We start from the raw sequence: 26,713 nt of genomic DNA, 5'->3' as shown, positions 1-26,713 counted from the left end.
TCTAGTTAGATTATTTTATATTTACAATTATTTCTAAAAAACCTCTGGTGAAAAAAAGAACCACGATTTATGATATCGCGAAAGCGTTAAATACGACGATTTCTACCGTATCCCGCGCATTGAATAATTCTGATCTGATCAGCGAAACGACGAAAGATTCGGTACGTAAAATGGCAGAAGAGCTTAATTATCGTCCAAATAAGGTCGCCTCATCATTAAGTTCAGGTAAGACCTATATCATAGGTGTGATTGTGCCTAGTGCGCAGATTCATTTCTTTTCTTCTTTTATTTCTAGCTTGGAGTTGTCTTTTAAGCGTGCTGGCTACTCCATTATTTTGTATCAAAGTAATGAGTCGGTTTTGTCCGAGCAGAATGGTATTGCGACTTTGTTGGAGGCGCAAGTAGATGGTATTATTATATCGCCTTCGCTGGAAACAACGGACTTTAGTCATCTTAATAAAGTGCACGAAGAACACAAGGCTTTGCTAGTCTTTGATCGAATAGATGATCGGGTCAATGCGCCCAAAGTCGCTATCGATGATGAACGTGCTGGTTATCTTGCGACGGCGCATTTGATCGATGCGGGATACCAACGTATCGCCTACGTATCGACTGCCAGCACCATAAAAATTTTTGAAGACCGGTTTTTGGGATATACGCGTGCGCTTCAAGAGCATAGTCTCGCTATAGATTCCCGTCTAATTATCCGCGAGGGAATGTCCATAGAATCCGGTATTCGCGCTACGCGCCAGTTATTAGATTTGTCTGCTCGCCCGGATGCGATTATTGGAGGCGATGACTTTACCGCCTTAGGTATATTGAACGTATTGCATGATCAGCAGATTGACGCCAAGGAAATCGGTGTTGTGGGCTTTGCGAATCAAACATTCTCTGCTTACATCAATCCTTCATTGACGACGATTGATCAACAAGCGGAGAAGATGGGAGAAGAGTCTGCAAGACTATTTCTAGCGATGTTACAATCCGCCGATCCGCTCGTATTGTCCGATACCCGCATCGTATTAGATCCCATTCTTATCGTTCGAGATTCTACGAAGAAATAAGATCAATATGGCTGATCTAAGTGGAGTTGAATGAGGTCGACCATTTGCTCAAATTCTTCGGGTTCGTACCCTATTGATTGGTAAATGATTTTGCCAGTGCGATCGATAATTACATTTCTGGGAATCGTGTCAGTAGCGAACAGGCTATAAATCTTTCTGTTCAAATCTGGATAAAAAGGAAATGTGTACCCAAATTGTGCTAGAAATGGGTTAAGCTTGTCCCAACCTTCTTCTCTGGCGAGCACCACTATTTCGAAATCTTCCCGATCCTTGTGCTTATCCCAGATTCTTTTTTGTACTTCGGGAAGCTCCTGTCTGCAAGGCGGGCACCAAGTGGCAAAAAAGTTGATCAACACGACTTTTCCTGCTAATGTTGCTGTCGATTTCTTCGTGCCGTCTTTGGTGTCAATCTCAAAGTATGGTACCTGCTTCCCAACCTCCGTGTGCCAACGTTGAGCGGAGCAGTTCCATCCGGTTAATAATAAAATGCTAAATAAGAGAATGTATTTCATGTGAGGTGCTATTTGAAAAAATAATCTATTAAGATTAGTTTCTATTGAAGTGTGGTTTGGGCAAAGAGCTGTTATAGATTGGATACGACGATCAGGTTTAAATCTTTCGATGGCATATTGAATTTGTTTCCAATATCCTTATTAGTAAGGTTTCCATGATACAGATATATGGCGCTGCGAATACCAGGGTTGGCCCAGATCATATTATTCATACCGCCACTTTCTCCTATATCGAGCAGGATGGGCGTAAATATATTAGTTAGCGCGTAAGTTGCTGTTCTTGCCACTCTTGAAGCAATATTAGGCACGCAATAGTGAATAACATCGTACTTACGAAATACAGGCTGGTCGTGTGTAGTCACCTCAGATGTTTCGAAACAACCACCCTGATCGATGCTAACATCAATGACAACAGAGTTAGGTTTCATTTTAGAAACGGTTTCTTCGGAGATAAGGCAAGGAGCGCGACCGTTCTTGGCACGCATGGCACCGATTACCACATCGCAGGACTGTACCGCCTTGTTCAATACCACAGGTTGAATCACGGACGTGAAAACCCGGCTGCCAACATTGTTTTGAAGTCGGCGTAGTCGAAAAACAGAACTGTCGAATACCTTGACCTGTGCGCCTAAGGCAATGGCCGTACGTGCAGCAAACTCGCCAACTGTGCCTGCACCAATGATTACCATTTCGGTCGGAGGCACACCAGTCACACCACCCAACATCAAACCTTTGCCATCAAACACATTGCTCAAGTACTCCGCAGCAATCAATACAGATGTAGCTCCTACAATCTCACTCATAGCACGAACCACAGAAAGATGGCACCCCTCATCTTGCAAATATTCATAAGATAAAGCGGTGATCTGCTTACGCATTAGGCTTTTTAAGACATTAATGTCTAATAATGAAGGTTGTTGCGAAGAGAATAACACTTGCCGGGGTTTCATCAATTCGACTTCAGCCAGCGTAGGGGAGGAAATTTTGATTAAAATATCGGACTGGTACACCGAGCGCGTGTCGTGGGTGATCTGCGCACCCTGTTCGCTATAATGATGGTCTAGGAAATTGGATGCATCACCTGCGCCAGATTCTAGTATGACTTCATGCCCGTGTTCTACCAATAGGCCTACCGAAAGTGGTGTGAGCGCTATCCTATTTTCCTGAAAGGTGATCTCCTTCAGAATTCCGATTTTTAAAGAATTTTTCTGTTTTCCCGCCATAGCGGTCGATTCCTTTGTTTGAAAAATAGCTTCGTGGGCTATCTTCGCCATGCTGCTCATCCTTTTTTCCCTCATTAATACAATTAAAAATAGGAATAAATAACTAACTTGGCAATCAATCTTAGATAAGTCAGTAGGGTATATGCCAAGTTTCAATCCGTTTAAGCATTTTAGGATCGTTCCTAGGTGGATCATATTTCTTTTCGATATGGCCGTTGCGGTCATTGCCTTCCTCTTAAGTTATCTGGTGTACAGCTCATTCAAAATGGATGAAATGGCGCACACGATTGTGTTTTGGGAAGCATTTCTGATTCTCGGAGCTACTGCTGCGGCTTTTTACTATTTCAAATTGTACTCTGGCATCGTACGCTATACCAGCGCTACAGACTCTATACGCATTCTTTCTGCTGTACTCTTTAGCGTAATTGTCATTCTAGTAGCTAAGTTTCTATGGGCGGTCTCACTTGATCGACTTGCGGTATTGCCGATTACACTGGTGATCCTCTATGGTTTATTTTTATTTACCGGACTCACCATCTACCGCGCCTGTATTAAGATATTTTTTCAGTACACTAAATTCGCGAAGCGAAAAATCAAAAATATTGTTATTTATGGTGCTGGTGACTTGGGGTTAGCCGTAAAACGTACATTCGATCACGATGCTTATGCCGATAAATTAATCGTAGCCTATGTGGACGATGACGAAAAGAAAGTAGGAAAGTCTATTGATGGGATAAAGATTTACCGATCGGCCGAATTAGATAAAATGATCAGTAAATATCAGGTAGATGAGCTGATATTTGCTTCTCAGAAAATCGGTCTTGAGAGTAAACAGGCAACCGTGGATATATGTCTGGAACATAGTGTGAATGTTTTGACCCTTCCGCCTGTTGATCGGATCATGAATGGAGAGCTTTTAGCTAAAAAAATCCAGAAGGTTAAGATCGAGGATCTGTTGGAACGGAAGCCTATACAGATCTCCAATGAAAATATTTTACACCAGCTAAAAGGTAAGCGTGTATTGGTAACGGGTGCAGCAGGATCCATTGGTAGTGAAATCGCCAAGCAACTTGGGAAATTCGAACCACAGATGATCGTGCTTTGTGATCAAGCGGAATCGCCCTTGCACAACCTGCAGCTGGATTTGCAAGACCTCTATAAAGATCAGATTTACCATACCTATATCGGAGACGTGCGGGATCAAAGTCGCATGCGAATGCTTTTTGAAATCTTCAGACCGCATGTAGTGTACCACGCAGCTGCTTATAAGCATGTGCCTTTGGTAGAAAGCCACCCAATTGAAGGGGCGCGCACGAATGTAGGAGGTACGTACAACTTGGCTAATCTGTCTGTAGAATTTGAGGTGCAAAAATTTGTATTTGTATCGACAGATAAAGCGGTGAACCCAACCAATGTGATGGGAACTACTAAACGTATTGCCGAGATTTATGTGCAGACATTGGATAAGAAGCTGGCTAGATCCAAGGACGACCGTCGCACGCGCTTTATCACTACACGCTTTGGCAATGTATTGGGATCCAACGGATCTGTGATTCCAAGATTTAGAGATCAGATTGAGCGAGGTGGGCCAGTTACCGTAACGCATCCGGATATTACCCGGTATTTTATGACCATCCCTGAAGCATGTCAGCTTGTTATTGAAGCAGGGAATATGGGTGTTGGTGGGGAGATATTTGTCTTCGATATGGGCAAGTCTGTTAAGATTGTAAACTTGGCCGAGAAGATGATCAAGCTGTCCGGAAGAGTTCCATACAAAGAAATAGAAATAAAATTTACCGGCCTACGGCCCGGCGAAAAACTCTACGAAGAATTATTAAACGACCTGGAGAACACCATGCCTACGCATCATAGCAAAATCATGATTGCGAAGGTGCGGGAGAATGATATTGAGGTCGTCGAGAAATCTTTCCAAAACCTTTTCGAAAAGCTACAGACGCAGAATGAAACGGAGGTCGTGCGACAGATGAAACGTATGGTTCCCGAATTCATTAGTAAAAACTCTGTATACGAGCAGCTCGATAAGGAGCAACAAGATAACGTGCTGGGTTAAATTAGTTTATAAATTATAGGCTATTTTGTTGCATGTAATTTTGAAAAGTGTATTTTTGCGTTCCAAAATAGTATGAACTGATGTCAACAAGTGAAATTAAGAATACAGAAAAAACCCCATTAAATAGAGGTTCTTTTCTACAAAACAACTCTAAAAGCCTCGTATTTATTGTTGCTGGTATTGCAGCATTAATTGTACTTTATATTGGTTACCAGTACTTGTATCTAAAGCCTAGAGCAGAAAAAGCAGCTAGCTTAATGTACAAGGCAGAGCAATATGCCGCTATTGATTCCTTGCAGCAAAAAGCGATTACGGGTGATGGTTCCCTAATCGGGTTGAAAGAGATTGCAGACGAATATTCTAACACGGCCTCAGCAAATATGGCTAACGCTTACTTAGGAGGATTGTACTTAAGACAAAGAAACTTTAAAGAAGCCATTAATTATCTGGAAAGATATTCGGAAACAGGCAGCGAAGTGTTGGATCCGTTGATCATCGGTTTGTTGGGGGATGCATACTCGGAAGAGAAAATATATGATAAAGCCGCTAACTTCTACAAGAAAGCTGCTGAAAAATCAACCAATTCGTATACAAGCCCGTTGTTCCTAAAAAAACTAGGTTTGGTGTATGAAGTGCAAAATGATTTCAAAAACGCGGAATCTGCTTATACAAAAATTTTGAATGATTTCCCGGAAAGCACAGAAGCTTCAGGCATTGAAGGTTACATCGCGCGTGTACAGGCGAAAAACTAACGCGCCGTTATAAATAAGATACGAGGGCTACTGAGAAGTAGCCCTTTTTTGTATATTTGCTTTATGTCAAGTAGTCTAAAAAATTTATCGGATTTCTCTCATTTGGATGTGCAAAATGCAGCTGGTTTACGTTTCGCGATCGTTGTTGCGCAATGGAATGCTAGCATCACAGGCGCTTTATTATCAGGCGCGGTCGATAAATTGTTGGCACATGGTGTGGCAGAGCAAGACGTGGAGGTGATTCAGGTTCCTGGAAGTTTCGAATTGATTTCTGGGGCAGATATTGCGCTTCGCAACGAAGGTTTTGATGCGGTTATTTGCTTAGGTTGTGTAATCCAAGGTGAGACCCGGCATTTTGATTTTATATGTAGCGCAGTAGCCGATGGGATTGCCAACGTAGGGCTCAAATACAATAAGCCGGCTATATTTGGTGTGCTCACCACCGATAATGAACAGCAAGCAATTGACAGAGCTGGTGGAAAGCATGGTAATAAAGGAGACGAAGCTGCTGTTACGGCTATTCAGATGGCGCACATCAGTCGTCGGTTCTAATATCGCTCATTAGCGTTTTTGATTCTGCTATTTTTCGTAGATTTGAAGGGATTAATTAACCAATCTTATGAACGTAAAGCCTCATTTTATAGCGCTGATGCTGTGGTGTGGAAGCTGTAGTTATGTTTTAGCTCAGGATACTGCTATTACCGCATTATCGTCCATGCAGAAGACGCAGCAACACCTCGAACAAACCAATCGCGAGTTGGAAACATTGCGTAATTCCTACGAAGTGCTTAAGGATCAATCCTCCCGTTTACTACGCACCAATGATAGTATTCGGCAAATGATGGCCGAGTCGCATGAAGTGAGCCTTGCAGAGCAACGCCAGCTATATGAAAGCAATCGCAATCTTTTGTTGAAAACCTTTCAGGATATCGCTGCGGTGAAACAACAAGTAAGAAACTACAATCGATTGCTGGATGTAACTTTTGCTGGCACACTTATCAGCCAGCTTAATAATCCAACGAGCGCAGAACTAGGGACGAGTTTTTCGAAGGTATTATTAGAAAATGCAGACGCTATCTTAGGTCGCGGTTTGAAAGGCAACCAGAAAAGTCGCTTTTCGGAAACCATACGCCGTGTGGTTAGCATTCCCTTAGTGGGCACTATAGTAGATGCTAATCCAATCACTTCATTGGTGAAGAGTGTATACGATCAGGCCGTTGCCTACGGAGATAATGCTATTCAGGACAAAGATCTTCGTGACTTTCTAAATAGCATTAAACCTTATACCGACTTTTATTACAGCCTAGATCAGGCTACTGTGACATTCAAAGACGAGCTATTGGGTTACCGGAGAGAATTGATGATCTTCGATAAGTCTTTGCTCAAGCATGAAGAACGCTTGTTGAACGCCTTGCAATCTACGCAGACAGCAGAGGCGGCCGTTAACCATCTTTTTCGATATACGGAGCGCCAGAAGCTCAATGCAGCAGACTTTCGACGGATTAATGACGCGCCGGAAGTAGCTAAGGCCATCCGTTTGATCAATACATCTCCCGAGATGACCCTAGATCAGAGTGCTTTCGAAGCGTCCTTTAATAATTATGTAGACCAAATTTCTACTATTCTGGAACGTGCCGGTAGAAATGACCGACTACAGTTTGACGCCAGCACAGTAGATAAACTTATCCGTAATTTGAAAAATACCCGATTAAAGTAAAGTCATTAAAGTACTGTAAAATCCCTATTACATCTTTGTCAATCTTTGAGCAACTAGTCACAGTTTCAGGTAATATTTATTATTATTGCTAAAACGTGTTAGCTAATTTTAGTTAATAACCTAAAAGATACTATGATGATATTGAATTCAGTAATGCGAAGCTGTGCTTTATGCCTGATCATGCTGCTATTGGTATGCACAGGATTTGCACAGGGCAAAAAACCAAAATCCTTTGAGCCAGTAGATTTTGCCGACCCTATTATCGGCACCATGTCGAAATACGAACTCTCCAATGGTAATACTTATCCAGCGATTGCTAGACCCTGGGGAATGAACTTCTGGACCCCACAAACGGGCGATATGGGCAATGGTTGGGTGTATACTTATACTGCCGACAAAATTAAAGGGTTTAAACAAACGCATCAACCCAGCCCTTGGAATAACGACTACGGACAATTCTCGTTAATGCCCATCACCGGTCAACCTGTTTTTGATCAGGATGAGCGAGCGAGTTGGTTTTCGCACAAAACAGAGGTGGCTAAGCCCTATTATTACAGTGTGTATTTAGCGGATCATGACGTCACTACTGAGCTAACACCAACAGAACGAGCAGCAATTTTTCGGATCACCTACCCAAAAACAGATAGTGCCTACATCGTGATTGACGCTTTTGATAAAGGATCTCACGTCGAAATTTTTCCAGAGCAACGCATGATAAAAGGTTACACTACGCGTAACAGTGGCGGTGTTGCCGAAAATTTTAAGAATTACTTCATTATCGTTTTTGACAAAACATTCACCTATTCCCAGATCGTGGAGAATGGAAAATTGATGGGTAACAAAAAGGCAACTACCACGGATCACGCTGGTGCTATCATCGGTTTTAAAACCAAACGAGGAGAAGAAGTCACTGCCAAAGTTGCCTCTTCCTTTATTAGTTTTGATCAAGCAGCAATCAATTTGAAAGAAGTGCAGGATCAAGACTTCGAATCGGTTTCCAAGGCTGGTCGAGATCGCTGGAATGAGGTGTTGGGACGAGTAGAGATCGAAGATGATCGCGTAGACTTGTTGCGCACATTCTACTCTTGTCTATACCGTTCTACACTTTTCCCTCGTGATTTCTCGGAATGGGATGCTGAAGGGAAACAATGGCATTATAGTCCCTACAATGGGCAGGTGCTACGCGGCCCTTTATTCACCGATACTGGCTTTTGGGATACCTTTCGCAGTTTGTTTCCCTTGCTGAATTTATTGTATCCTTCGATGAACACACAGATGCAAGAAGGTTTGGTCAACGCATACAAAGAAAGCGGCTTCTTGCCAGAATGGGCCAGTCCAGGACATCGCGCGTCGATGATAGGCAATAATTCTGCCTCTGTAGTAGCAGATGCCTATAGGACAGGTTTAAGAGATTACGACTACAATACATTATGGGAAGCGGTAAAGCATGGTGCTAACAACGTACACCCCACTAATTCTTCCACAGGAAGAGCTGGTTATACATTTTACAATGATTTGGGTTATATTCCGACAGATAGCAAAATCACGCAAAACGTAGCACGCACGTTAGAATACGCATATAACGATTGGTCCATCTATCAATTTGGCAAGTCATTAGGGAAGACAGAAGAGGAGTTGCAAGTATACAAAGAACGGTCTATGAATTACAAAAACTTGTATGACCCTTCTACAAAATTGATGCGCGCTCGTAGCTCAGACGGTACCTTCACATCACCGTTTGATCCAAGCGCTTGGTCCAGAGATTACACCGAAGGGAATGCCTGGCATTGGAGTTTCTGTGTGTTTCATGATCCACAGGGACTGATTGACTTAATGGGGGGCAACAAAGCATTTACAGCCATGTTAGACACGGTCTTTGTCATCCCGAGTTACGAAGGTATGAAAAGTCGTAGCATGATTCACGAAATGCGAGAAATGCAGATCATGAATATGGGACAGTATGCGCACGGCAATCAGCCCATTCAGCATATGCCTTATCTGTATAACTATGGGGCGGAGCCGTGGAAAAGTCAATATTGGGTTCGCGAGATTATGGATCGTTTGTATTTGCCAACTCCAGATGGCTATTGTGGAGACGAAGACAATGGTCAGACATCTGCATGGTACGTTTACTCTTCCTTAGGATTCTATCCCGTAGCTCCAGGTACCAATCAGTATGCATTAGGGTCACCGCAGTTTAAAAAGGTTACATTGCATCTGGAAAACGGTAAAAAGGTAGTCATCACGGCTGCGAACCAGCAAAAAGAAAATGTATATGTGAATAGCCTTAAAGTAAATGGTAAGAAATACACCAAGAACTATTTGGATATTCCTACCTTGCAGAAGGGTGCTAAGCTCAGCTTCGATATGGCACCGGAGCCTAATCAGCAACGTGGTACGGCACCAGAAGACGCACCTTACTCATTCACCAATGAACTTAAAAAATAAAAGAACATGATGAAAAGCAGAAATTGTTATTCGAAATATATCCTATTAGGCGTATTTGTATGGCTTATGATGTCGGCGTTTACTACGCAAGCTCAAGATTCTATTGCATTGAAAGTGGCGAGCTACAACATCCGGTATGACAATAAAGGAGATCGGGATAATGGCAATGCTTGGGAAAATAGATTGCCGGTCATTGCGTCGTTAATTAAATACAACGCATTTGACATCCTTGGTTGTCAAGAAGTATTGGCGCACCAATTTGAAGATCTAAAACAACAGTTGCCAGATTATACCTTTATAGGTGTGGGTCGTGATGATGGCAAGTTGGAAGGTGAGTTTGCGCCAATTGTATTTAAATCCGATCGGTTCTCTTTGTTGGATTCAGGCGTGATGTGGCTTTCGGAAACACCACATATCCCTTCCAAAGGTTGGGATGCAGCACTTCCACGGATATGTACTTGGGCAAGATTGGAAGATAAGGCTAGCGGCAAGCGTTTGTGGTTCTTCAATCTGCACCTCGACCATGTCGGTCTGAAAGCCCGTGAGGAAAGTTGTAAGTTAGTTTTACAGCGTATGCGTAATGTTGTGGGCAATGACGATGTATTGTGGACAGGTGATTTCAATGTGGACCAGAGCAATTCGATTTATCAGATTATACAAGGGTCTGGTTATGTGGCTGATGCCTATGAGCAGGCCGTGCTACGGTATGCCCACAATGGAACCTTCAACGCATTTGACCCAAACCTATGGACCGAAAGCAGAATCGATCATATCTTTGTAAGCAATAGGATTTCTGTACAAAAATATGCTGTCCTGCTAGATACATATCGTAGCGCAGAAGATCAGAAAGATGTTAAAAAGGGAGATTTTCCGAGCGAACTGTCTTTTAAGAATTATCAGGCGAGGTTGCCATCAGATCACTTTCCGGTAGTTGCTGAGTTAACAATTCCGGTACTTTAAGAAACTCGCATCCCCGTTGCAATAATCTTTCAAAAGATGCTCGCAACGGGGATGTGTCTTACAGGAACTTAAGACGATCCTGCTCTTAGTTTACGGTGTACTCTAACACAAAAAGTAGCAAAATAATCAACGCAAGCATGGATATATTACCCAATACATCGCGTATCGCCTTTGGTTGTCTACTGATAGAATTTCTGATATTCATGATATCTATTTTTTTGTAAGTGCGTCCGAGTGCCTATGGATCTGTATTATCTCTTGCAATTCGTAAGGAGCTAAACCCTCGGATTTGTATTTATACAAAAAGTAAGCCAAAGTAGAATATTTACTATTTCGGAGGATAATCCAATCCCTTTGTAACATTAATTTTTTTGGCAATTTCATTTATAAACGGCTATATTGGTCATAGTACATTTTGTGATCAAGAATAAAGCACTATGTTGAGTCAATACATCAAAGAACATACGAAGGAGAGCCATCAGGCATTGGAAGGCATTGTCGTACGGCAATTAAAAGCCATACGTAATGAAGAAGATTACGCCAGCATACTTAAAAATTTCTACAGCTATTTCATGGCTGTGGAGCGAGAAATACAACCTTACATGACCGGCGATATTTTGCCCGATTACAATGAGCGCCGAAATTCTCAGCATATTCAAGAAGATATTGAAACTTTGGGTGCGGAAGTAGATCAGAATAGAGTAGTATCCGTGCCATCATTACATCACTCGCTTGATGCACTTAGTGCATTGTATGTGCTTGAAGGGTCGATAATGGGCGGTCCGTATATTGTACAGATGCTGAAAAAATATGGTATTGAACGAGGTTTCAGTTTCTTTTCCGGATATAGAGAGGAGTCTGCGCAAATGTGGGAAAAATTTTTGCAAGCGTTGAACAGGGTCGGTAATGATCCGGCTACTTATGAGCGTAGTGCAGATAAGGCGAATCAAACTTTTGCACATTTTCAAGAGCTGCTAAGTACCCCGGTAGATCGTTAAAGCGGCAATCGGTAAAAACAATCAGGTCATATAGCCTGTTTACAAAACATTGTTTGTAGCAAATATTTGTAAAAATAGAAATCTTATGTGGCAAGAAACTGATCACCATTTGTACCGTGAATTTACCTTCACTGATTTTTCTCAGGCATTTGCCTTCATGACGCGGGTAGCACTGATTGCAGAATCGAGTAATCATCACCCTACTTGGAAGAATACCTTTAATAAGGTCGAAATATGGTTGACGACCCATGATAGCGGAAATAAAGTAACCGATAAAGACCGCCAGATGGCAAAAGCGATAGATAGATTGGCTCTATGAAGACAACCCCTACGAAAATGACCGCCTTGGGTGGATTTAATCAAGTACTTGCGTTCATCGTATTGTTTTTTCTTATTTTATATTTTGCCAAGGCCTTCTTGGTTCCGATTGCCATCAGCGGCCTCATGGGGATGCTGCTGTTGCCGGTTTGCCGTAAACTGGAAAGTTGGGGTGTAAGTCGCGGTATAGCATCTGTCATAGCGGTATTATCCACCCTTTTACTTATTGTTGGTGTGATGTATGTGCTCGTTAATGAATTAGTAGAGCTAGGAGCAGAAATGGAATCTATCGGTGAAAAGTTCAACACGATGTTTGCACAAGGGCATAGTTTAGTTTCTGAGCATTTTGATGTATCGATTTCCAAACAAAAGCAGTATTTACAAGAACAGGTAGCCACTTGGTCCAGCTCTGCCGGAAAATTACTTGGTGGGGTGCTTTTCTCCGTTGTGACGATTTTGGGAAATCTGTTAATCATTACCGTCTACACTATTTTGATGTTGATTTATCGCAGAAGAATCAAAAGCTTTGTGTTGCAGATCGTAGATAAATATGCAGGCCACAACGAAGTAGGGCATACGCAGGAGATCGTCAATAAGATTACCCGTGTTTCCAGTCGATATGTAGCTGGTATTTTTCTTGTTGTCCTAATTCTTTCGGTGATCTATTTTATCGGGTTAACGATTATTGGCATTGAGAATGCACTTTTCTTCTCCATCATCGCGGCACTAATTAATGTTATCCCTTATATAGGATCTGTTGCTGGTGGTGGTATTGTTGTGTTGTATACCTTGATTACACGAGATACACTAAGCGTACCGATTATTGTGACCATCTTTTTTACCGTTACACAGCAACTAGATAGCTACTTGCTCACCCCAAAGATTACAGGAGGTCAGGTACAACTAGGTCCGCTATTCACAATCATGGTTTTATTACTTGGGGGTATGGTATGGGGCACAGCTGGTATGGTTTTATTCATACCTCTGCTGGGTATCTTTAAAGTAATATTTGATCAGGTAGAATCGCTCAAGCCTTATGGCTACCTCATAGGGGATTGACGATTTTTGAGTTGATACAAGAGGTTAAAAAAGCCTAAAATGCTTCGCCATTAAAGATGTAAATATTTGTACCTTCTCTGGTGAATGCTAGGTCAAAGCGTAAGTAAATATCTTTTTTCGGAAAAAGTAAGAAGCGCAGGCCAACTCCACCTGCTACGCGCATATTGCGCATTTGAAAGGCACCAATATCGGGGGCGACATTTCCGACAGATCCAAAGACAGCCGCACCTAATCGTTTACTGAAAGAAAAAGGTAGTATGCGATATTCTGCCTGTGCGGCAAACATATTTCTATCTCGGTAGCGACCTAAATAATAACCGCGCATCATGCGATCTCCTCCTAATAATGCTAACTGGTTGAATGGCGGTTCCCCGTGAACAAACTGTCCGACGACCTGCCAGGCAAACACGTCATTCTTACGAACGGTGTGGAAAGACCGGATATCCAGATTGACCGTTCCAAAATTAAAATCACTTACAAATCCCTCAAAGGTTTTGAGATAAGCTAATTCCCCAAATAGACCCTTACGTACGTTTAACACATTATGACGTGTATCATAGACAAATCCAAAGCCTACGCCTAAGTTTTTGGTGCCTTCCCCACCACGCGGAATGGAAAATGGTTCTCCTTCTTCTGGCTGACGGAAATCTACGCCAGAAAGTAATTGAAAGTCTACTTCGGGACCCGCAAAAAAGTTGTCTGCCAATTTCCGTAAAACGCGTTGTTTGGCAGATACCTGGAAGGCATCTACTGTTGCGGGATTCTCTTCTGATGTGCCTGGGCCAATGCCATAATAGGATAGTGGAAAACGTTGAATCTTTGTTTCACCAAGGAAGAACCATTTGTCTTTATCGCCGTACAAAGCATTTTCCAGCTGTAAACCGTATTGACCTCTAAAAGTGAAAAAAGTAAATGCTTGCATTTCACTGAGTCGATTCAGTGTATCGCCATTGGCATAATATAACTTTAGGGCAGACAGGCCTAATTCTACCCCCGTTTCAGGCGAACTGGCAAATGTTGGATATACTGTAAAAGTGGCTGCTTCTACGGCAGTAGTATCGTTTATAATGGAGTTTATATAACGTCCTGCCCATCCATTGCGTAAACCTCTCGCAAACTGTGCATTTGCATAAGAAACATATAAGAATAAAGACAATAGAAGAGCAACTCTAAGCATCTTTCATACATCCTTGAATCTCGAAACACCTACTGTTGTAAAGAAAACAGCTACACTTTATTATACTCATATATATTCTTCTCGCAATATGAGTGCCTAATTAGACAGCACATCGAATCAAATAATCATTTATTTGATTATTTTTCAAAAATGGTCAAATTTAATAGCATACTATGCTTCCCGAACAAAGTTGACGTTGTTATTACATAAACGTGTTACCACATTTAGTTTGAAATGAAAGAGGGAGTGTCGATAGCGGCACTCCCTCTTTTAAATTTTGTACAAAAGGTTCTTTGCGATTAATGATCGTGTTCTGCATGAATTTCGAATTGAAGCTCCAGAACATTTTCACCAGCAAAAAGACTGGCATAATCGTTTTTATTCCAGTCTAGTCGTGTAATGTTTCCCTTTACACCCGATTGAAGTCTTCGCATGATAAAAGTAACCGCTCTGGATTTTTCTGCATTATCATGACCTGCTGAGAAATAGGAAATGACACCAGTAGTCCCGGTTCCAGCTGGGCCGGTTACTGCTGCTCCGTCGCCATAGACTGTCTCTCTAGGTTGGAAGATCGCACCTGTCTCATTGGTGGTAGTTGGGTTCAGAATGTAATCTCCGCCGATTAGGAATGCTTTGTAATTCGCGGCTGCGGCTTCATTAGCGATAAAGTCTGCAGCCACTTCGCGACCTGTATGATCCCAAGCTTTTAAATCGATGCGGTACACGGCTTCGGCATCTAAATGCAAGTGACCGTTGGCAGTTGCTGCTCCTTGCGCGTTGAAGGTTACGACTGTTGCAGTTCCGTCTGTTGCGCCGGCCAAACCATGAAAGTGATCCCCATGAGGGTATACTCCTGCTCCAGTTACTTCCGTAAAAGTCAATTCTGCTTTTTGTATTCCTTCTTGTACAGGTTCTACTGTATTGTTACTGCTACATGAAGCGAAAGAGGCAATGAGGCCAAACGCAAGGATAGCACTGAAAAATTTGTTTTGTTTTTGTGATGTCATGTGTATGATGTTTAGATTAAAATGTCCAATGTTGAGTATTATTATTGCAACAATGTGGCAAATATAAAACATCATTATTTCAAATGCAATAAAGTTGCTAAATAAAAAAGCTCCAACAGATTTCTCTGTCGGAGCTTTTTCGAATTCGCCTTGCGGCGAGGTATGATTATTTTACTTCTTCAAAATCTACATCCTGAACATCGTCGCCGCCACCATTGTTGTCGGCCTGACCTGCGTCACCTTGAGGTTGCTGAGCAGAACCGTCTTGAGAGGCTTTGTACATGTCTTCAGAAGCAGCATTCCATGCCGTTTGTAACTCTTCAGAAGCCGTATCAATCGCAGCGAAATCACGAGCAGCATGTGCTGCTTTCAATTTTTCTAAACCGGCTTCGATAACTGATTTTTTCTCTGCTGGGATTTTATCTCCATATTCAGTTAGCTGTTTCTCAGTAGAGAAAACTAATGCGTCAGCAGCATTGATTTTATCCACTTCTTCTTTCAGTTTTTTATCGGATTCAGCATTCGCTTCCGCTTCTTGTTTCATCTTTTGAATTTCTTCATCGCTCAAACCAGAAGAAGCTTCAATGCGAATATTTTGCTCTTTACCTGTCGCTTTGTCTTTTGCAGATACTTTAATGATACCGTTCGCATCGATGTCAAATACCACCTCAATTTGAGGAACACCGCGTGGTGCAGGAGGGATATCCGTCAATTGGAAACGACCTAAAGTACGGTTCTGAGCAGCCATTGGGCGCTCACCTTGCAGTACGTGAATTTCTACAGATGGCTGGTTGTCTGCTGCCGTAGAGAATACTTCTGATTTCTTAGTTGGAATCGTTGTATTTGCTTCAATAAGCTTGGTCAATACACCACCCATCGTTTCAATACCTAGAGAAAGAGGCGTTACATCTAACAATAAAACGTCTTTCACTTCTCCAGTCAATACACCACCTTGAATAGCCGCTCCTAATGCTACGACCTCATCTGGGTTAACACCTTTAGATGGCTCTTTTCCAAAGAAGCTTTTCACCGCATCCTGAATAGCAGGAATACGTGTAGAACCACCTACTAAGATAATCTCGTCGATGTCTGAAGTGCTGTAACCTGCATTTTTCAACGCAGTCTTACAAGGCTCGATTGTACGTTTGATCAAATCGTCTGCAAGACTTTCGAATTTTGCACGAGACAACGTACGCACCAAGTGCTTAGGTCCTGTCGCGTCAGCGGTGATGTATGGCAAGTTGATCTCTGTAGAAGAAGTAGAGGATAATTCTACTTTTGCTTTTTCAGCCGCTTCTTTCAAGCGCTGCAAAGCCATTGCATCTTTTTTCAGCTCAAATCCATTGTTTTCGTTAGCAAACTCTGAAGCCAACCAGTTGATGATTACATTATCAAAGTCATCACCTCCTAAGTGGGTATCTCCATCTGTAGATTTTACTTCAAAAACACCATCGCCCAACTCAAGAACAGAAACGTCATGTGTACCACCACCACAGTCAAACACGACAATTTTCATGTCTTTATTCGCTTTGTCCAAACCGTAGGCTAAAGCCGCAGCAGTCGGCTCATTGATGATACGCTCTACTTTAAGACCTGCAATTTCGCCGGCCTCTTTAGTTGCCTGACGTTGTGCATCGTTAAAGTATGCCGGTACCGTAATTACTGCACGAGATACTTCTTGACCTAAATAGTCTTCCGCTGTTTTTTTCATTTTCTGCAAAATCATGGCAGAAATTTCCTGTGGTGTATATTTACGGTCGTCAATCTCTACACGTGGCGTATTGTTGTCGCCTTTTACCACATTGTATGGCACTTGAGATACTTCTTTTTCTGCTTCGCCGAAAGAAGTACCCATGAAGCGTTTAATGGAATAAATGGTTTTGTGCGGGTTTGTGATAGCCTGACGTTTTGCAGGATCACCTACCTTGCGCTCTCCACCCTCTACAAATGCAACAACAGATGGCGTTGTACGCTTACCTTCATTGTTCGCAATAACCACCGGCTCATTACCTTCCATTACGGCAACACATGAGTTCGTGGTTCCTAAATCTATACCTATTATTTTTGACATATCTTATTTTGTTTCTCTTTAATCCTAATTTCCTATCCTATATCAACCGTTGTGCCAATGTTGATAATGCATTCTAGACGTCATAAATCTGTACAATGTGTCTTGTTGATGTCAAATTAGCGTGACATCCTGTCATTTTATGCATTATGCATAGCTATACCATGGCGAAATTATGACACGATGAGCCGAACGTGCGCTGGATAAAATTGCGTAATTTAGCCCCCAAATTATTGATTTATGACTTTTGACGAGTACCTGATACATTTTGGTGACATACTTGCACAACCTGAAAAATACGAACGTTACAAAGACGAGGAATACCTGCAATATGCAAAGATGAACTGGACGCGTATGAGCCGTTGGATAAAACGTTTCGAACCAAGCGAAGCCATGAAGCGTTATGTAGACGGTATTACAGAAGAGCAACACTGGATCGTTATTACAGAACCTTGGTGTGGCGATGCCGCGCATTCTGTACCACAGATTTACCAGATGGTAAAGGATAACCCAAAAATAGACTTAGATATACAACTTCGCGATAGCGAACCCTATTTGATTGATGATTATTTGACGAATGGTGGTAAATCTATTCCCAAGCTAATTATTCGTAATGAGGTTGGGCACGACAAAGCTGTGTGGGGCCCTCGTCCAGAACCTTTACAACGTATCTTTGAAACGATGAAAGCAGATAGCCGTCCATTTTCAGATATCAAAGAAACATTGCAGAAATGGTACAATGATGATAAAGGAGTCGCTATACAAGACGAATTACTGGCTTTACTCACATAATAGCCATCACAACGTTGACTACCATATAGCGATCAATATTTATGGACATCGAGAGCTTACGTCTTTATTGCCTGCAAAAAAAAGGAGTGTCTGAAGAGATGCCTTTTGGGCCGGATACCTTAGTGTTCAAGGTAGGGTTAAAAATCTTCCTCCTGGTCGGACTAGATCAGATTGATGCACTGAGTTTTAATGTGAAGTGCGATCCGGCATTGGCATTGGAGCTACGCGAATCGTTTTCACAAACGGTGTATCCGGGCTACCATATGAATAAAAAGCATTGGAATACCGTATTTACAAATCGAGAGGCGGGCGATCATCTGCTCAAAGAGTGGATTGATCATTCTTACGAGCTGGTTTATCGTGGGCTGCCTAGGAAGCAGCAGGAAGAAATACAAGACGCGGAGTAACCTCCCGATTTTATAATTTTGTTTCCATCTGAGATGTGAAAGGTCTCAAACTTTTCTTGATAAAAGTTTGGCAAAATCAAGTCTGCATTCCTTACTGCTATCTACCCAAAAGAAACCCTAAACAAAAATGAACTCACTGCGCTCGATCAGATTTTTGTTTTTAACGGATTTACTTTCGGTCAGATGCCCGCAGCCAGAACGCTAGGACATGAGTGGATAGGTATTAAATAGCTTTTTAAGGGAAACATCGTCGCGAGCCTGAAGGACGTTGGTGAAGCGATCTTACAAATTTATGACGCTGCACCAACTTTTCATCTTCTTTAAATGCCGCCTCAGCGGATTGGCAATAGTACGAGGATGCACGAACGTTGTGCCAATACGGTCAGCGGCGAGTTTAGCTTCGCTGATCACTTCGTGGTTTTTGCTGATCTTTTTTTCGGAAAAAAAGGAAGAGCCCGCCCGGCTTGAGGGCAAGCTCAATACGAGTTACATTTTCAAGCCAATTTCCCGAAGTCTTTCATCCAGGTATTGTCCAGCGGTATAGTCTTCATACAATTTTGGATATTCGTCCGAGATGGTAGTATCCAGACTGGCCAAGCTCATGCTCGATTTTGGATGTAAGAAAAATGGAACGGAATACCGCGATGTTTTCATCAGCTCGCGAGGCGGGTTGACCACACGGTGGGTAGTCGACTTCAGTTTATTGTTCGTCAGGCGTTGTAGCATATCGCCCACATTCACGACAATATCTTCTCCTTTAGCTTTGATTGGAAACCACTCATTGTCTTTCGTAAGCACCTCTAGGCCATCCGCACTCGCACCAATTAATAAGGTAATAAGGTTGATGTCTTCATGTGCTCCGGCGCGTACCGCATCCGCTGAGATGGCATCCGGATTTTCGATAGGGAAGTAGTGTATTGCGCGAAGAATGGAATTTCCATTAATCACAAAAGATTCAAAATAGTCTTCTTCTAGGTTTAGATATATCGCAATGGCTTGCAGGATGTTTCTACCAGCATCTTCCAGTCGTTTGTAAACCTCTGCCGTGATTTCGTTGAAACGAGGCAATTCCGATACGATAATATTATCAGGAAAGTCTGCTTTTGAATATTCTTCACCTACAATGGTTTGTCCGCGTTGCCAGAATTCCTTCAGGTCAGGCGTGTTAGCATCCTTCGCTTTTTCTTTGCCTTTAGAAGTGTAGCCTCGCTGTCCAGCCAATTCCGGGAATTGATAAGCGTTTTTCACGTCTTCTGGCAGGTCAAAAAAGTCTTTTACCACTTGATAAAGCTCGTCAATCAACGATTGGCTCAATCCATGGTTAGCGATCGTAACGAATCCTGTTTCGTTAAATGCCTTACCAATATCTTGCGAAAACTGTTTGCGTTGCGCATCATCCCCTTCGGTGTACTGCAACAAATCTAGTCTAGGTATGTTTATTTCTGCCATGCGACATATTTTTATGATAAGCAAAGTTAAATGATATTACCCGTATTGCGTAGTGCGATTTTTTACAAATAAGCTGTCAAAAGTTTTGGATTGTGCCAAACATCTGTTAAATTTGATATGCTGGCATAGCAATTAGAGGCAATTAATTATGAGTCAAAGTAACACAATAGATTATTTTTTGAAGGCCTGCTGGCAAAATTTGGCTAATAAATATAACCAAATTGCTGCTCAACATGGATTCACGCAGGCTGCCGGTTATATCTTGATTAATATTCATCGGGATGGTACACCCGTATCGCACATCGCGAACTCCACAGGAGTAAAGACAACGAGCTTATCGCGCGTGCTAAACAATTTGGAGTCTTTAGGCTTTATTTATAGGGAAGCCAGCACGACGGATAAAAGATCTGTCAAGGTGTACCTCACCGAATTGGGTGTGGAGAAAAGAAACATAGCCAAAAATGTGGTGCGCGATTTTAACAATTTTTTGGACGATGAGCTTTCCGCTAAGGATCGAGCGCAACTGATAAAAACCTTGTCGAAGATCAATGACCTCGTTTCGAAATATGATCCAAATACAGAGAAATCAACAGTAGAAGTTTAGCGTCTGCCGGCGACCGTCGGTAGCACGCACATAATAAATCTAAAATAAGATGGTATGAAAAGAAATATCAAAAAGGTAGCCGTGTTAGGTTCGGGCGTAATGGGCTCGCGGATCGCATGCCACTTTGCAAATATTGGTGTAGAAGTGCTCTTACTGGATATTGTTCCAAAAGAGCTTCTGCCTCAGGAAGAGTCGAAAGGACTAAACCTGGAAAGCAAAGCGGTACGCAATCGAATTGTGAACACGTCCTTAGATACGGCTCTCAAAACAAATCCTTCTCCCATATACAGTAAGCGGTATGCCAACCGCATCAAAACCGGAAACTTCGACGACAACATGAAAGATATTGCCCACTACGATTGGGTAATTGAGGTGGTGGTAGAACGGTTGGACATCAAAAAATCGGTATTCGATCAAGTAGAGAAGCACCGTAAAGAAGGGACATTAGTTACCTCCAATACGTCTGGAATTCCGATTAATTTGATGGCAGAAGGGCGTAGCGATGATTTCAAAAAGAATTTTTGTGGTACGCATTTCTTTAATCCACCGCGTTATCTGGAACTTTTCGAAATCATTCCTACAAAACATACCGATCCTGCAGTGATCGATTTCTTAACCTACTTTGGCGACAAGCTATTGGGTAAGACCGTCGTATTATGTAAAGATACGCCTGCTTTTATTGGTAATCGTATCGGGGTGTATTCTATGCTGGCACTAACGCATCTGGTCGACCCGCTGGAGCTTACTGTAGAAGAAGTAGACAAATTTACAGGCCCTGCGATGGGTCATCCAAAATCGGCGACATTCCGCACTGCCGACGTAGTGGGTTTGGATACTTTAGTAAATGTAGCGAATGGGCTAACCGAAAATGCACCGAATGATGAAGCCAAAGGTGTATTTGAATTGCCTTCCTATATCAGCCAGATGACCGAGAAAAAATGGCTTGGAGAGAAGACAAAACAAGGTTTCTATAAAAAGGTAAAAGACGATAAAGGAAATTCGAACATATTATCCTTAAATCTGAAAACACTAGAATACGGCGAACAACAAAAGGTAAAATCCAGCACACTGGAAGCGACCAAGCCCGTAGAGGACATCCGCAAAAGGATGAAGGTTTACGAGCAAGGTACTGATAAGGCGGCTCAATTATTCCGCGCAATGCATTATCCTTTATTTGAATACGTGTCCAATCGCGTACCAGAGATTACAGACGATTTCTACCGTATCGACGATGCCATGCGTGCCGGATTTGGCTGGGAGTTGGGGCCATTCGAAGTGTGGGATGCATTAGGCGTACGCGAAACCATTGAAAAGATTAAGAGCGAAGAGAAGCGGTTGCCTGGTCAGTCGGGCGAGGTGGCTTCTTGGGTTCACGAAATGCTGGACGGTGGCAATGAACACTTTTACAAGGTCATTGATGGCGTCAAAAATTTCTATGACATTGCATCCAAATCGTATCAACCCATACCGGGAGCCGAGGATTTAATCGTATTGGATAATATTCGTGATAAACAAACGATCTGGAAGAACTCTGGCGTTACGATTACGGATCTCGGCGATGGCATTATCAACTGTGAGTTTCATACAAAGATGAATACTATCGGCGGCGATGTTATTCAGGGGGTCAATAAAGCGATCGACTTGGCAGAGCAAGAGTACCGTGGCCTCGTTATCACCAATGAGGGTAAAAACTTCTCTGCCGGTGCCAATATCGGTATGATCTTCATGATGGCGGTAGAGCAGGATTACGATGAGCTGAATATGGCGGTGCGTATGTTCCAAAATACAGCCATGCGCCTCCGTTATTCGTCGATTCCAGTGGTGGTGGCCCCATTTCAGCTTACACTGGGTGGAGGCTGTGAGTTCTCCATGCATGCCGATTTTGTACAACTTCATGCCGAAACCTACATGGGCTTGGTAGAATTCGGCGTTGGAGTGATCCCAGGTGGAGGTGGCTCCAAAGAGTTTGCGCTACGCGCTTCGGACGAATTCAAAGATGATCAGATCGTGCAAAACACGTTGAAAGATCGCTTTCTGACGGTCGGGCAGGCGAAGGTGTCAACCTCTGCTGTAGAGGCCTACGAGTTGGGCTATTTGCAGCAAGGGAAATACGCCATCACGATGAATCGCAAACGCCTATTGGCCGATGCCAAAGCAAAAGCGCTGGAACTGGCGAACGAAGGATACCTGCAACCGGCACCGCGCAAGGATATTAAAGTGCTGGGAAAACAAGGACTGGGCGTAGTATACGCCGGAGCAGCTTCGATGCATGCCGGAAATTACATATCGGAGCACGACAAAAAAATCTCCGAAAAGCTGGGCTGGGTAATGTGTGGAGGTGATCTATCGGCGCCAACAGAGGTTTCTGAGCAATATTTGTTGGATTTAGAGCGTAAAGCTTTCTTGGAACTATGTGGAGAGCGAAAGACCTTGGAACGTATACAGCATATGTTGACCAAAGGGAAGCCGTTGAGGAATTAGATTGAAGTAGAGCGATCAGCGTATTGAGATAAGAGAGGGATCTTCAGTAATCTTGTTTATCGAAAACAAAAAATAAATGCATAAAATTCAGGACTTGAAAATATGGCATAAAGCCTTGGACTTGTGTGTTTCGGTTTACGAAATATCCTCGCAGTTTCCAGCGGATGAGCGATTCGGTTTGACTTCGCAAATCCGCAGATCATGCGTCTCTATACCCTCCAATATTGCCGAGGGAGCAGGGCGAAACACAAATGGAGAATTTATTCATTTTTTGGGCATAGCCAATGGTTCGGCCTATGAGTTGCAAACGCAACTGATGATCGCGAAAAGCCTCAATCTATGTGCGCTAGAATTGGACGGAATATTAGACAAAATTGATGAAATTCAAAAAATGTACTACAAACTGCAGCAGACATTGAAAGCAAAAAATGGATAAATAAAAACAGAGGTGCTCATCGATTTAGTGGACTATCTATCTCACAACTCGATACGCACATCACAAATCTAAAAAATAGAGGTGCTCATTGATTCAGCGAACTTTCTATCTCACTACTCAATACGCACATCACAAATCTAAAAAACATGGAAGCATATATTATAGCAGGGTATCGTACCGCAGTAGGTAAAGCGCCGAGAGGCGTATTCCGTTTTATGCGCGCAGACGAATTGGCTAGCGAAGTAATCCAACACATGGTGTCTACCATTCCTAATTTGGATGTGGAGCAAATTGACGATGTGATTGTGGGTAATGCAACACCTGAAGCCGAGCAAGGACTCAACATTGGGCGGATGATTTCTCTAATGGGATTAAACACAGATAAAGTCCCTGGAGTTACCGTAAACAGATATTGTGCATCGGGCTTGGATACGATTGCTACAGCGGTCGCCAAAATTAAATCTGGCATGGCCGATTGTATTATTGCCGGAGGCGTCGAGGTCATGTCTGGTATGCCATTCGGCGGATGGAAACTGGTGCCAAACCCCAAGGTCGCGAAAGAAAACCCAGATTGGTACTGGGGTATGGGATTAACTGCGGAAGCAGTTGCCAAAGAATATAAGGTTTCTCGTGAAGATCAGGATGTCTTTGCGCTGGAATCGCATCAGAAGGCAGTAGCTGCGATCAAGAACGGTCATTTAAAAGATGGCATTGTGCCTATTAAAGTGACGGAGAATTACGTGAAAGACGATAAAATCGCTTCACGGGATTACGTGGTTGATACCGATGAAGGCCCGCGTGCAGATACCTCTTTAGAGGTGTTGAATAAGTTGAAGCCAGTATTTGCAGCCGATGGCGTCGTGACGGCAGGAAATTCTTCCCAAACTTCAGATGGTGCTGCCTTTGTATTAGTCGTCTCTGAAGCGAAGCTAAAAGAGCTGAATGTGGCACCTATTGCAAGAATGGTAAGCTACGGCGTAGCCGGAGTTCCACCGCGCATCATGGGAATTGGTCCCATTGAGGCAATTCCGAAAGCGTTGAAAATGGCTGGTTTAAAACAAGACGATATCGACCTAATTGAGCTCAACGAAGCTTTTTCTTCTCAGTCTTTGGCGATCATCCGTGAACTAGGTTTGGATACCAGCAAACTTAACGTAAATGGAGGTGCCATCGCACTTGGACATCCACTCGGATGTACCGGAGCAAAGCTTACCGTGCAGGTATTGCATGAAATGAAGCGTCGTCAAAATAAATATGGCATGGTTACGATGTGTGTGGGTTCGGGGCAAGGAGCTGCCGGTATATTTGAAATGCTATCCTAATAAGTTCCAAAGGTAAATTATAAATCTATGAGCAATAATAAAGCAATAAAGGGCGGAGAATTCGTGATCCGTGAAACATCTTATCAAGATGTTTTTATCCCGGAAGAATTTGATGAAGAAGCAAAAATGATCCGCCAGACTTGTTTGGACTTCCTGGATGCAGAAGTCTTGAACAATCTGGATCGTATCGATAAGCAAGAAGAGGGGCTAATGCAAGGGCTACTAGACAAGGCCGGAGAATTAGGTATGCTTGGTGTATCTATTCCAGAACAATACGGTGGATTTGGCAAAAACTTCAATACCTCCATGTTAGTAACCGATGCGGTTGGTGGAGGCCATAGCTTTGCCGTAGCACTCTCTGCTCATACTGGTATTGGTACTTTGCCCATTCTGTACTATGGTAATGATGCGCAAAAGGATAAATACATTCCTAAATTGACCACCGGAGAATGGAAAGCTGCCTATTGCCTCACAGAGCCAAACTCTGGTTCGGATGCTAATTCTGGACGCACATCTGCGAAATTAAACCCAGAAGGCACACACTATATCCTGAATGGGCAGAAGATGTGGATTACCAATGGTGGTTTTGCAGATGTCTTTATTGTTTTTGCCAAGGTGGACGACGATAAAAACCTAACAGCCTTTATTGTGGAACGTGAATTCGGCGGCATCACGATGAATCCCGAAGAGCATAAGTTGGGTATTAAAGGATCTTCTACACGACAAGTGTTTTTCAATGATTGTGCCGTGCCGGTTGAAAATATGCTTTCCGATCGGGAGAATGGGTTTAAGATTGCGGTAAACATTCTGAATATTGGCCGTATTAAATTGGGTGCTGCAACAATTGGTTCGTCGCGCTCCATTATTAATGCGTCTATTCGCTATGCGAACGAACGTGTACAGTTCAATCTGCCGATCTCTAAGTTTGGTGCTATTCGCTACAAATTGGCAGAAATGGCCACGCGGCTATATGCCAATGAGAGTGCTGCATACCGCGCTGGACAAAACATTGATGATGCTTACGATGCATTGATTGCCGATGGCATGGATGAAGCAAAGGCTAAATTGAAATCAGTAGAGCAGTTTGCTATCGAGTGTGCTATCATTAAAGTGTGGTGTTCGGAGATGCTCGACTATGTTGTAGACGAAGGCGTACAGATCTATGGTGGTATGGGCTATTCGGCAGATGCACCAATGGAAAGAGCCTACCGCGATGCCAGGATCAACCGGATTTTTGAGGGGACCAATGAGGTGAATCGCCTACTGGTTGTAGATATGCTTTTGAAACGCGCTATGAAGGGCGAAATCGATTTGATGGGACCAGCTACCGCGGTTGCCAACGAATTGATGGCAATCCCAGACTTCGGAGAAGAAGACACGACACCATTTGCAGCAGAGAAGAAAATCATCGCTAACCTGAAAAAAGCAGGCCTATTGGTGGCGGGAGCTGCGGTACAAAAACTGATGATGTCTTTGTCAAAAGAGCAGGAAATTTTAATGAACATCGCGGACATTATCGGATACGTCTATGTAGCGGAGTCTGTATTGTTACGGGTGGAGAAAATCCACCATACCAAAGGGGCAGAAGCTGCCGCATTACCATACGATATGGCACGCGTATACCTTCATTCGGTATTGGATAAGGTGGCGGTCGCTGGTAAAGAAGCATTGAACTCATTCGGTGAAGGCGATGAGCTACGTATGATGTTGGTCGGATTGAAGCGCTTTACCAAAGCAGAGCCGTTTAACATGAAGGAAGCTCGCCAACGTATTGCACGCAAATTGATAGACGATAATAAGTACGCTTTCTAGTTTAAGCAACCTTTTAATTATTGTCAAAAACCCTCT

The 26,713-nt window shown here is 42.8% G+C and carries 23 protein-coding genes; 17 read left to right on the top strand and 6 right to left on the bottom strand.

Going from position 1 to position 26,713, the window contains the following annotated elements:
• The first annotated feature begins 47 nt into the window (after positions 1-47).
• Positions 48-1,064 (top strand): LacI family DNA-binding transcriptional regulator, encoded by a 1,017-nt coding sequence (locus M8998_RS15990; protein WP_249994794.1) that lies wholly within the window; start codon positions 48-50, stop codon positions 1,062-1,064.
• 2 nt (positions 1,065-1,066) lie between these two features.
• Here the strand turns inward: M8998_RS15990 and M8998_RS15985 are convergent, their stop codons facing one another.
• On the bottom strand, positions 1,067-1,576 hold the full coding sequence (locus M8998_RS15985; RefSeq protein WP_249994792.1) for a TlpA family protein disulfide reductase: 510 nt from the start codon (positions 1,574-1,576) through the stop codon (positions 1,067-1,069).
• Positions 1,577-1,647: 71 nt separating this feature from the next.
• On the bottom strand, positions 1,648-2,859 hold the full coding sequence (locus M8998_RS15980) for an alanine dehydrogenase (protein ID WP_249994788.1): 1,212 nt from the start codon (positions 2,857-2,859) through the stop codon (positions 1,648-1,650).
• A gap of 82 nt (positions 2,860-2,941) precedes the next feature.
• On the opposite strand from M8998_RS15980, the gene M8998_RS15975 reads away from it, so the two are divergent.
• From M8998_RS15975 to M8998_RS15935, 9 genes are all read left to right on the top strand, one after another.
• Complete coding sequence (locus M8998_RS15975; RefSeq protein WP_249994782.1) at positions 2,942-4,870, top strand: polysaccharide biosynthesis protein; 1,929 nt, start codon at positions 2,942-2,944, stop codon at positions 4,868-4,870.
• Positions 4,871-4,950: 80 nt separating this feature from the next.
• Entirely contained in the window at positions 4,951-5,622 is a 672-nt protein-coding gene (locus M8998_RS15970) for a tetratricopeptide repeat protein (protein WP_249994776.1), read from the top strand.
• A gap of 63 nt (positions 5,623-5,685) precedes the next feature.
• Positions 5,686-6,174 carry a 6,7-dimethyl-8-ribityllumazine synthase gene (ribH, locus tag M8998_RS15965; protein WP_249994770.1) on the top strand — a complete coding sequence of 163 codons (489 nt, stop codon included), beginning with the start codon at positions 5,686-5,688 and terminating at the stop codon, positions 6,172-6,174.
• 67 nt (positions 6,175-6,241) lie between these two features.
• On the top strand, positions 6,242-7,339 hold the full coding sequence (locus tag M8998_RS15960) for a hypothetical protein (protein ID WP_249994764.1): 1,098 nt from the start codon (positions 6,242-6,244) through the stop codon (positions 7,337-7,339).
• A gap of 132 nt (positions 7,340-7,471) precedes the next feature.
• Positions 7,472-9,787: a GH92 family glycosyl hydrolase gene (locus M8998_RS15955; protein ID WP_284040585.1), complete on the top strand. Its 2,316-nt coding sequence runs from the start codon at positions 7,472-7,474 to the stop codon at positions 9,785-9,787.
• Between the two features lie 6 nt (positions 9,788-9,793).
• Entirely contained in the window at positions 9,794-10,747 is a 954-nt protein-coding gene (locus M8998_RS15950) for an endonuclease/exonuclease/phosphatase family protein (protein WP_249994759.1), read from the top strand.
• Positions 10,748-11,184: 437 nt separating this feature from the next.
• Positions 11,185-11,745 carry a biliverdin-producing heme oxygenase gene (locus M8998_RS15945; protein WP_249994749.1) on the top strand — a complete coding sequence of 187 codons (561 nt, stop codon included), beginning with the start codon at positions 11,185-11,187 and terminating at the stop codon, positions 11,743-11,745.
• Between the two features lie 85 nt (positions 11,746-11,830).
• Positions 11,831-12,064 carry a 4a-hydroxytetrahydrobiopterin dehydratase gene (locus M8998_RS15940; RefSeq protein WP_249994739.1) on the top strand — a complete coding sequence of 78 codons (234 nt, stop codon included), beginning with the start codon at positions 11,831-11,833 and terminating at the stop codon, positions 12,062-12,064.
• On the top strand, positions 12,061-13,122 hold the full coding sequence (locus M8998_RS15935; RefSeq protein WP_249994725.1) for an AI-2E family transporter: 1,062 nt from the start codon (positions 12,061-12,063) through the stop codon (positions 13,120-13,122). Before M8998_RS15940 ends, M8998_RS15935 begins: the two co-directional genes overlap by 4 nt.
• A 34-nt stretch (positions 13,123-13,156) precedes the next feature.
• On the opposite strand, the gene M8998_RS15930 is transcribed toward M8998_RS15935, so the two are convergent.
• The 3 genes from M8998_RS15930 to dnaK all read right to left on the bottom strand — a co-directional run bounded on the left by M8998_RS15930 (position 13,157) and on the right by dnaK (position 17,377).
• Entirely contained in the window at positions 13,157-14,299 is a 1,143-nt protein-coding gene (locus M8998_RS15930; RefSeq protein ID WP_249994721.1) for a BamA/TamA family outer membrane protein, read from the bottom strand.
• A gap of 299 nt (positions 14,300-14,598) precedes the next feature.
• A complete protein-coding gene (locus M8998_RS15925) occupies positions 14,599-15,306 on the bottom strand; it encodes a hypothetical protein (RefSeq protein WP_249994709.1) in 708 nt (235 codons plus the stop codon).
• A 166-nt stretch (positions 15,307-15,472) separates the two neighbouring features.
• A complete protein-coding gene (dnaK, locus tag M8998_RS15920; protein WP_249994699.1) occupies positions 15,473-17,377 on the bottom strand; it encodes a molecular chaperone DnaK in 1,905 nt (634 codons plus the stop codon).
• Positions 17,378-17,614: 237 nt separating this feature from the next.
• Here dnaK and M8998_RS15915 point away from each other — a divergent pair, with 237 nt between their 5' ends.
• Together M8998_RS15915 and M8998_RS15910 are read left to right on the top strand one after the other, a co-directional pair.
• Positions 17,615-18,166: a thioredoxin family protein gene (locus M8998_RS15915; RefSeq protein ID WP_249994689.1), complete on the top strand. Its 552-nt coding sequence runs from the start codon at positions 17,615-17,617 to the stop codon at positions 18,164-18,166.
• A gap of 41 nt (positions 18,167-18,207) precedes the next feature.
• On the top strand, positions 18,208-18,573 hold the full coding sequence (locus tag M8998_RS15910; protein ID WP_249994679.1) for an MmcQ/YjbR family DNA-binding protein: 366 nt from the start codon (positions 18,208-18,210) through the stop codon (positions 18,571-18,573).
• 486 nt (positions 18,574-19,059) lie between these two features.
• On the opposite strand, the gene M8998_RS15905 is transcribed toward M8998_RS15910, so the two are convergent.
• Positions 19,060-20,022, bottom strand: a complete 963-nt coding sequence (locus M8998_RS15905; RefSeq protein WP_249994668.1) for an isopenicillin N synthase family dioxygenase — start codon at positions 20,020-20,022, stop codon at positions 19,060-19,062.
• A 148-nt stretch (positions 20,023-20,170) separates the two neighbouring features.
• Between M8998_RS15905 and M8998_RS15900 the strand changes: the two genes are divergently transcribed.
• The 5 genes from M8998_RS15900 to M8998_RS15880 all read left to right on the top strand — a co-directional run bounded on the left by M8998_RS15900 (position 20,171) and on the right by M8998_RS15880 (position 26,677).
• Positions 20,171-20,626 carry a MarR family winged helix-turn-helix transcriptional regulator gene (locus M8998_RS15900; RefSeq protein WP_249994659.1) on the top strand — a complete coding sequence of 152 codons (456 nt, stop codon included), beginning with the start codon at positions 20,171-20,173 and terminating at the stop codon, positions 20,624-20,626.
• Positions 20,627-20,680: 54 nt separating this feature from the next.
• The gene (locus M8998_RS15895) at positions 20,681-23,107 is read left to right on the top strand and encodes a 3-hydroxyacyl-CoA dehydrogenase/enoyl-CoA hydratase family protein (protein ID WP_249994642.1); all 2,427 of its coding nucleotides are present in this window, start codon (positions 20,681-20,683) and stop codon (positions 23,105-23,107) included.
• Between the two features lie 76 nt (positions 23,108-23,183).
• The gene (locus M8998_RS15890) at positions 23,184-23,543 is read left to right on the top strand and encodes a four helix bundle protein (protein ID WP_249994634.1); all 360 of its coding nucleotides are present in this window, start codon (positions 23,184-23,186) and stop codon (positions 23,541-23,543) included.
• A gap of 146 nt (positions 23,544-23,689) precedes the next feature.
• The gene (locus M8998_RS15885) at positions 23,690-24,865 is read left to right on the top strand and encodes an acetyl-CoA C-acyltransferase (RefSeq protein ID WP_249994630.1); all 1,176 of its coding nucleotides are present in this window, start codon (positions 23,690-23,692) and stop codon (positions 24,863-24,865) included.
• A gap of 27 nt (positions 24,866-24,892) precedes the next feature.
• Entirely contained in the window at positions 24,893-26,677 is a 1,785-nt protein-coding gene (locus M8998_RS15880; protein ID WP_249994626.1) for an acyl-CoA dehydrogenase FadE, read from the top strand.
• The last annotated feature ends 36 nt before the right edge of the window (positions 26,678-26,713 follow it).

Source organism: Sphingobacterium sp. lm-10, assembly GCF_023554555.1.
GTDB lineage: Bacteria > Bacteroidota > Bacteroidia > Sphingobacteriales > Sphingobacteriaceae > Sphingobacterium.
The sequence above is the reverse complement of the archived record's forward strand: the minus strand, read 5'-3'. Positions and strand labels throughout refer to the sequence as shown.

Bases quoted from the DNA above. Each gene is read 5' to 3' on its own strand.
- M8998_RS15985 (WP_249994792.1), bottom strand. From the start codon at position 1,576: ATGAAATACATTCTCTTATTTAGCATTTTATTATTAACCGGATGGAAC.
- M8998_RS15980 (WP_249994788.1), bottom strand. From the start codon at position 2,859: ATGAGCAGCATGGCGAAGATAGCCCACGAAGCTATTTTTCAAACAAAG.
- M8998_RS15975 (WP_249994782.1), top strand. From the start codon at position 2,942: ATGCCAAGTTTCAATCCGTTTAAGCATTTTAGGATCGTTCCTAGGTGG.
- M8998_RS15970 (WP_249994776.1), top strand. From the start codon at position 4,951: ATGTCAACAAGTGAAATTAAGAATACAGAAAAAACCCCATTAAATAGA.
- ribH (WP_249994770.1), top strand. From the start codon at position 5,686: ATGTCAAGTAGTCTAAAAAATTTATCGGATTTCTCTCATTTGGATGTG.
- M8998_RS15960 (WP_249994764.1), top strand. From the start codon at position 6,242: ATGAACGTAAAGCCTCATTTTATAGCGCTGATGCTGTGGTGTGGAAGC.
- M8998_RS15955 (WP_284040585.1), top strand. From the start codon at position 7,472: ATGATGATATTGAATTCAGTAATGCGAAGCTGTGCTTTATGCCTGATC.
- M8998_RS15950 (WP_249994759.1), top strand. From the start codon at position 9,794: ATGATGAAAAGCAGAAATTGTTATTCGAAATATATCCTATTAGGCGTA.
- M8998_RS15945 (WP_249994749.1), top strand. From the start codon at position 11,185: ATGTTGAGTCAATACATCAAAGAACATACGAAGGAGAGCCATCAGGCA.
- M8998_RS15940 (WP_249994739.1), top strand. From the start codon at position 11,831: ATGTGGCAAGAAACTGATCACCATTTGTACCGTGAATTTACCTTCACT.
- M8998_RS15935 (WP_249994725.1), top strand. From the start codon at position 12,061: ATGAAGACAACCCCTACGAAAATGACCGCCTTGGGTGGATTTAATCAA.
- M8998_RS15930 (WP_249994721.1), bottom strand. From the start codon at position 14,299: ATGCTTAGAGTTGCTCTTCTATTGTCTTTATTCTTATATGTTTCTTAT.
- M8998_RS15925 (WP_249994709.1), bottom strand. From the start codon at position 15,306: ATGACATCACAAAAACAAAACAAATTTTTCAGTGCTATCCTTGCGTTT.
- dnaK (WP_249994699.1), bottom strand. From the start codon at position 17,377: ATGTCAAAAATAATAGGTATAGATTTAGGAACCACGAACTCATGTGTT.
- M8998_RS15915 (WP_249994689.1), top strand. From the start codon at position 17,615: ATGACTTTTGACGAGTACCTGATACATTTTGGTGACATACTTGCACAA.
- M8998_RS15910 (WP_249994679.1), top strand. From the start codon at position 18,208: ATGGACATCGAGAGCTTACGTCTTTATTGCCTGCAAAAAAAAGGAGTG.
- M8998_RS15905 (WP_249994668.1), bottom strand. From the start codon at position 20,022: ATGGCAGAAATAAACATACCTAGACTAGATTTGTTGCAGTACACCGAA.
- M8998_RS15900 (WP_249994659.1), top strand. From the start codon at position 20,171: ATGAGTCAAAGTAACACAATAGATTATTTTTTGAAGGCCTGCTGGCAA.
- M8998_RS15895 (WP_249994642.1), top strand. From the start codon at position 20,681: ATGAAAAGAAATATCAAAAAGGTAGCCGTGTTAGGTTCGGGCGTAATG.
- M8998_RS15890 (WP_249994634.1), top strand. From the start codon at position 23,184: ATGCATAAAATTCAGGACTTGAAAATATGGCATAAAGCCTTGGACTTG.
- M8998_RS15885 (WP_249994630.1), top strand. From the start codon at position 23,690: ATGGAAGCATATATTATAGCAGGGTATCGTACCGCAGTAGGTAAAGCG.
- M8998_RS15880 (WP_249994626.1), top strand. From the start codon at position 24,893: ATGAGCAATAATAAAGCAATAAAGGGCGGAGAATTCGTGATCCGTGAA.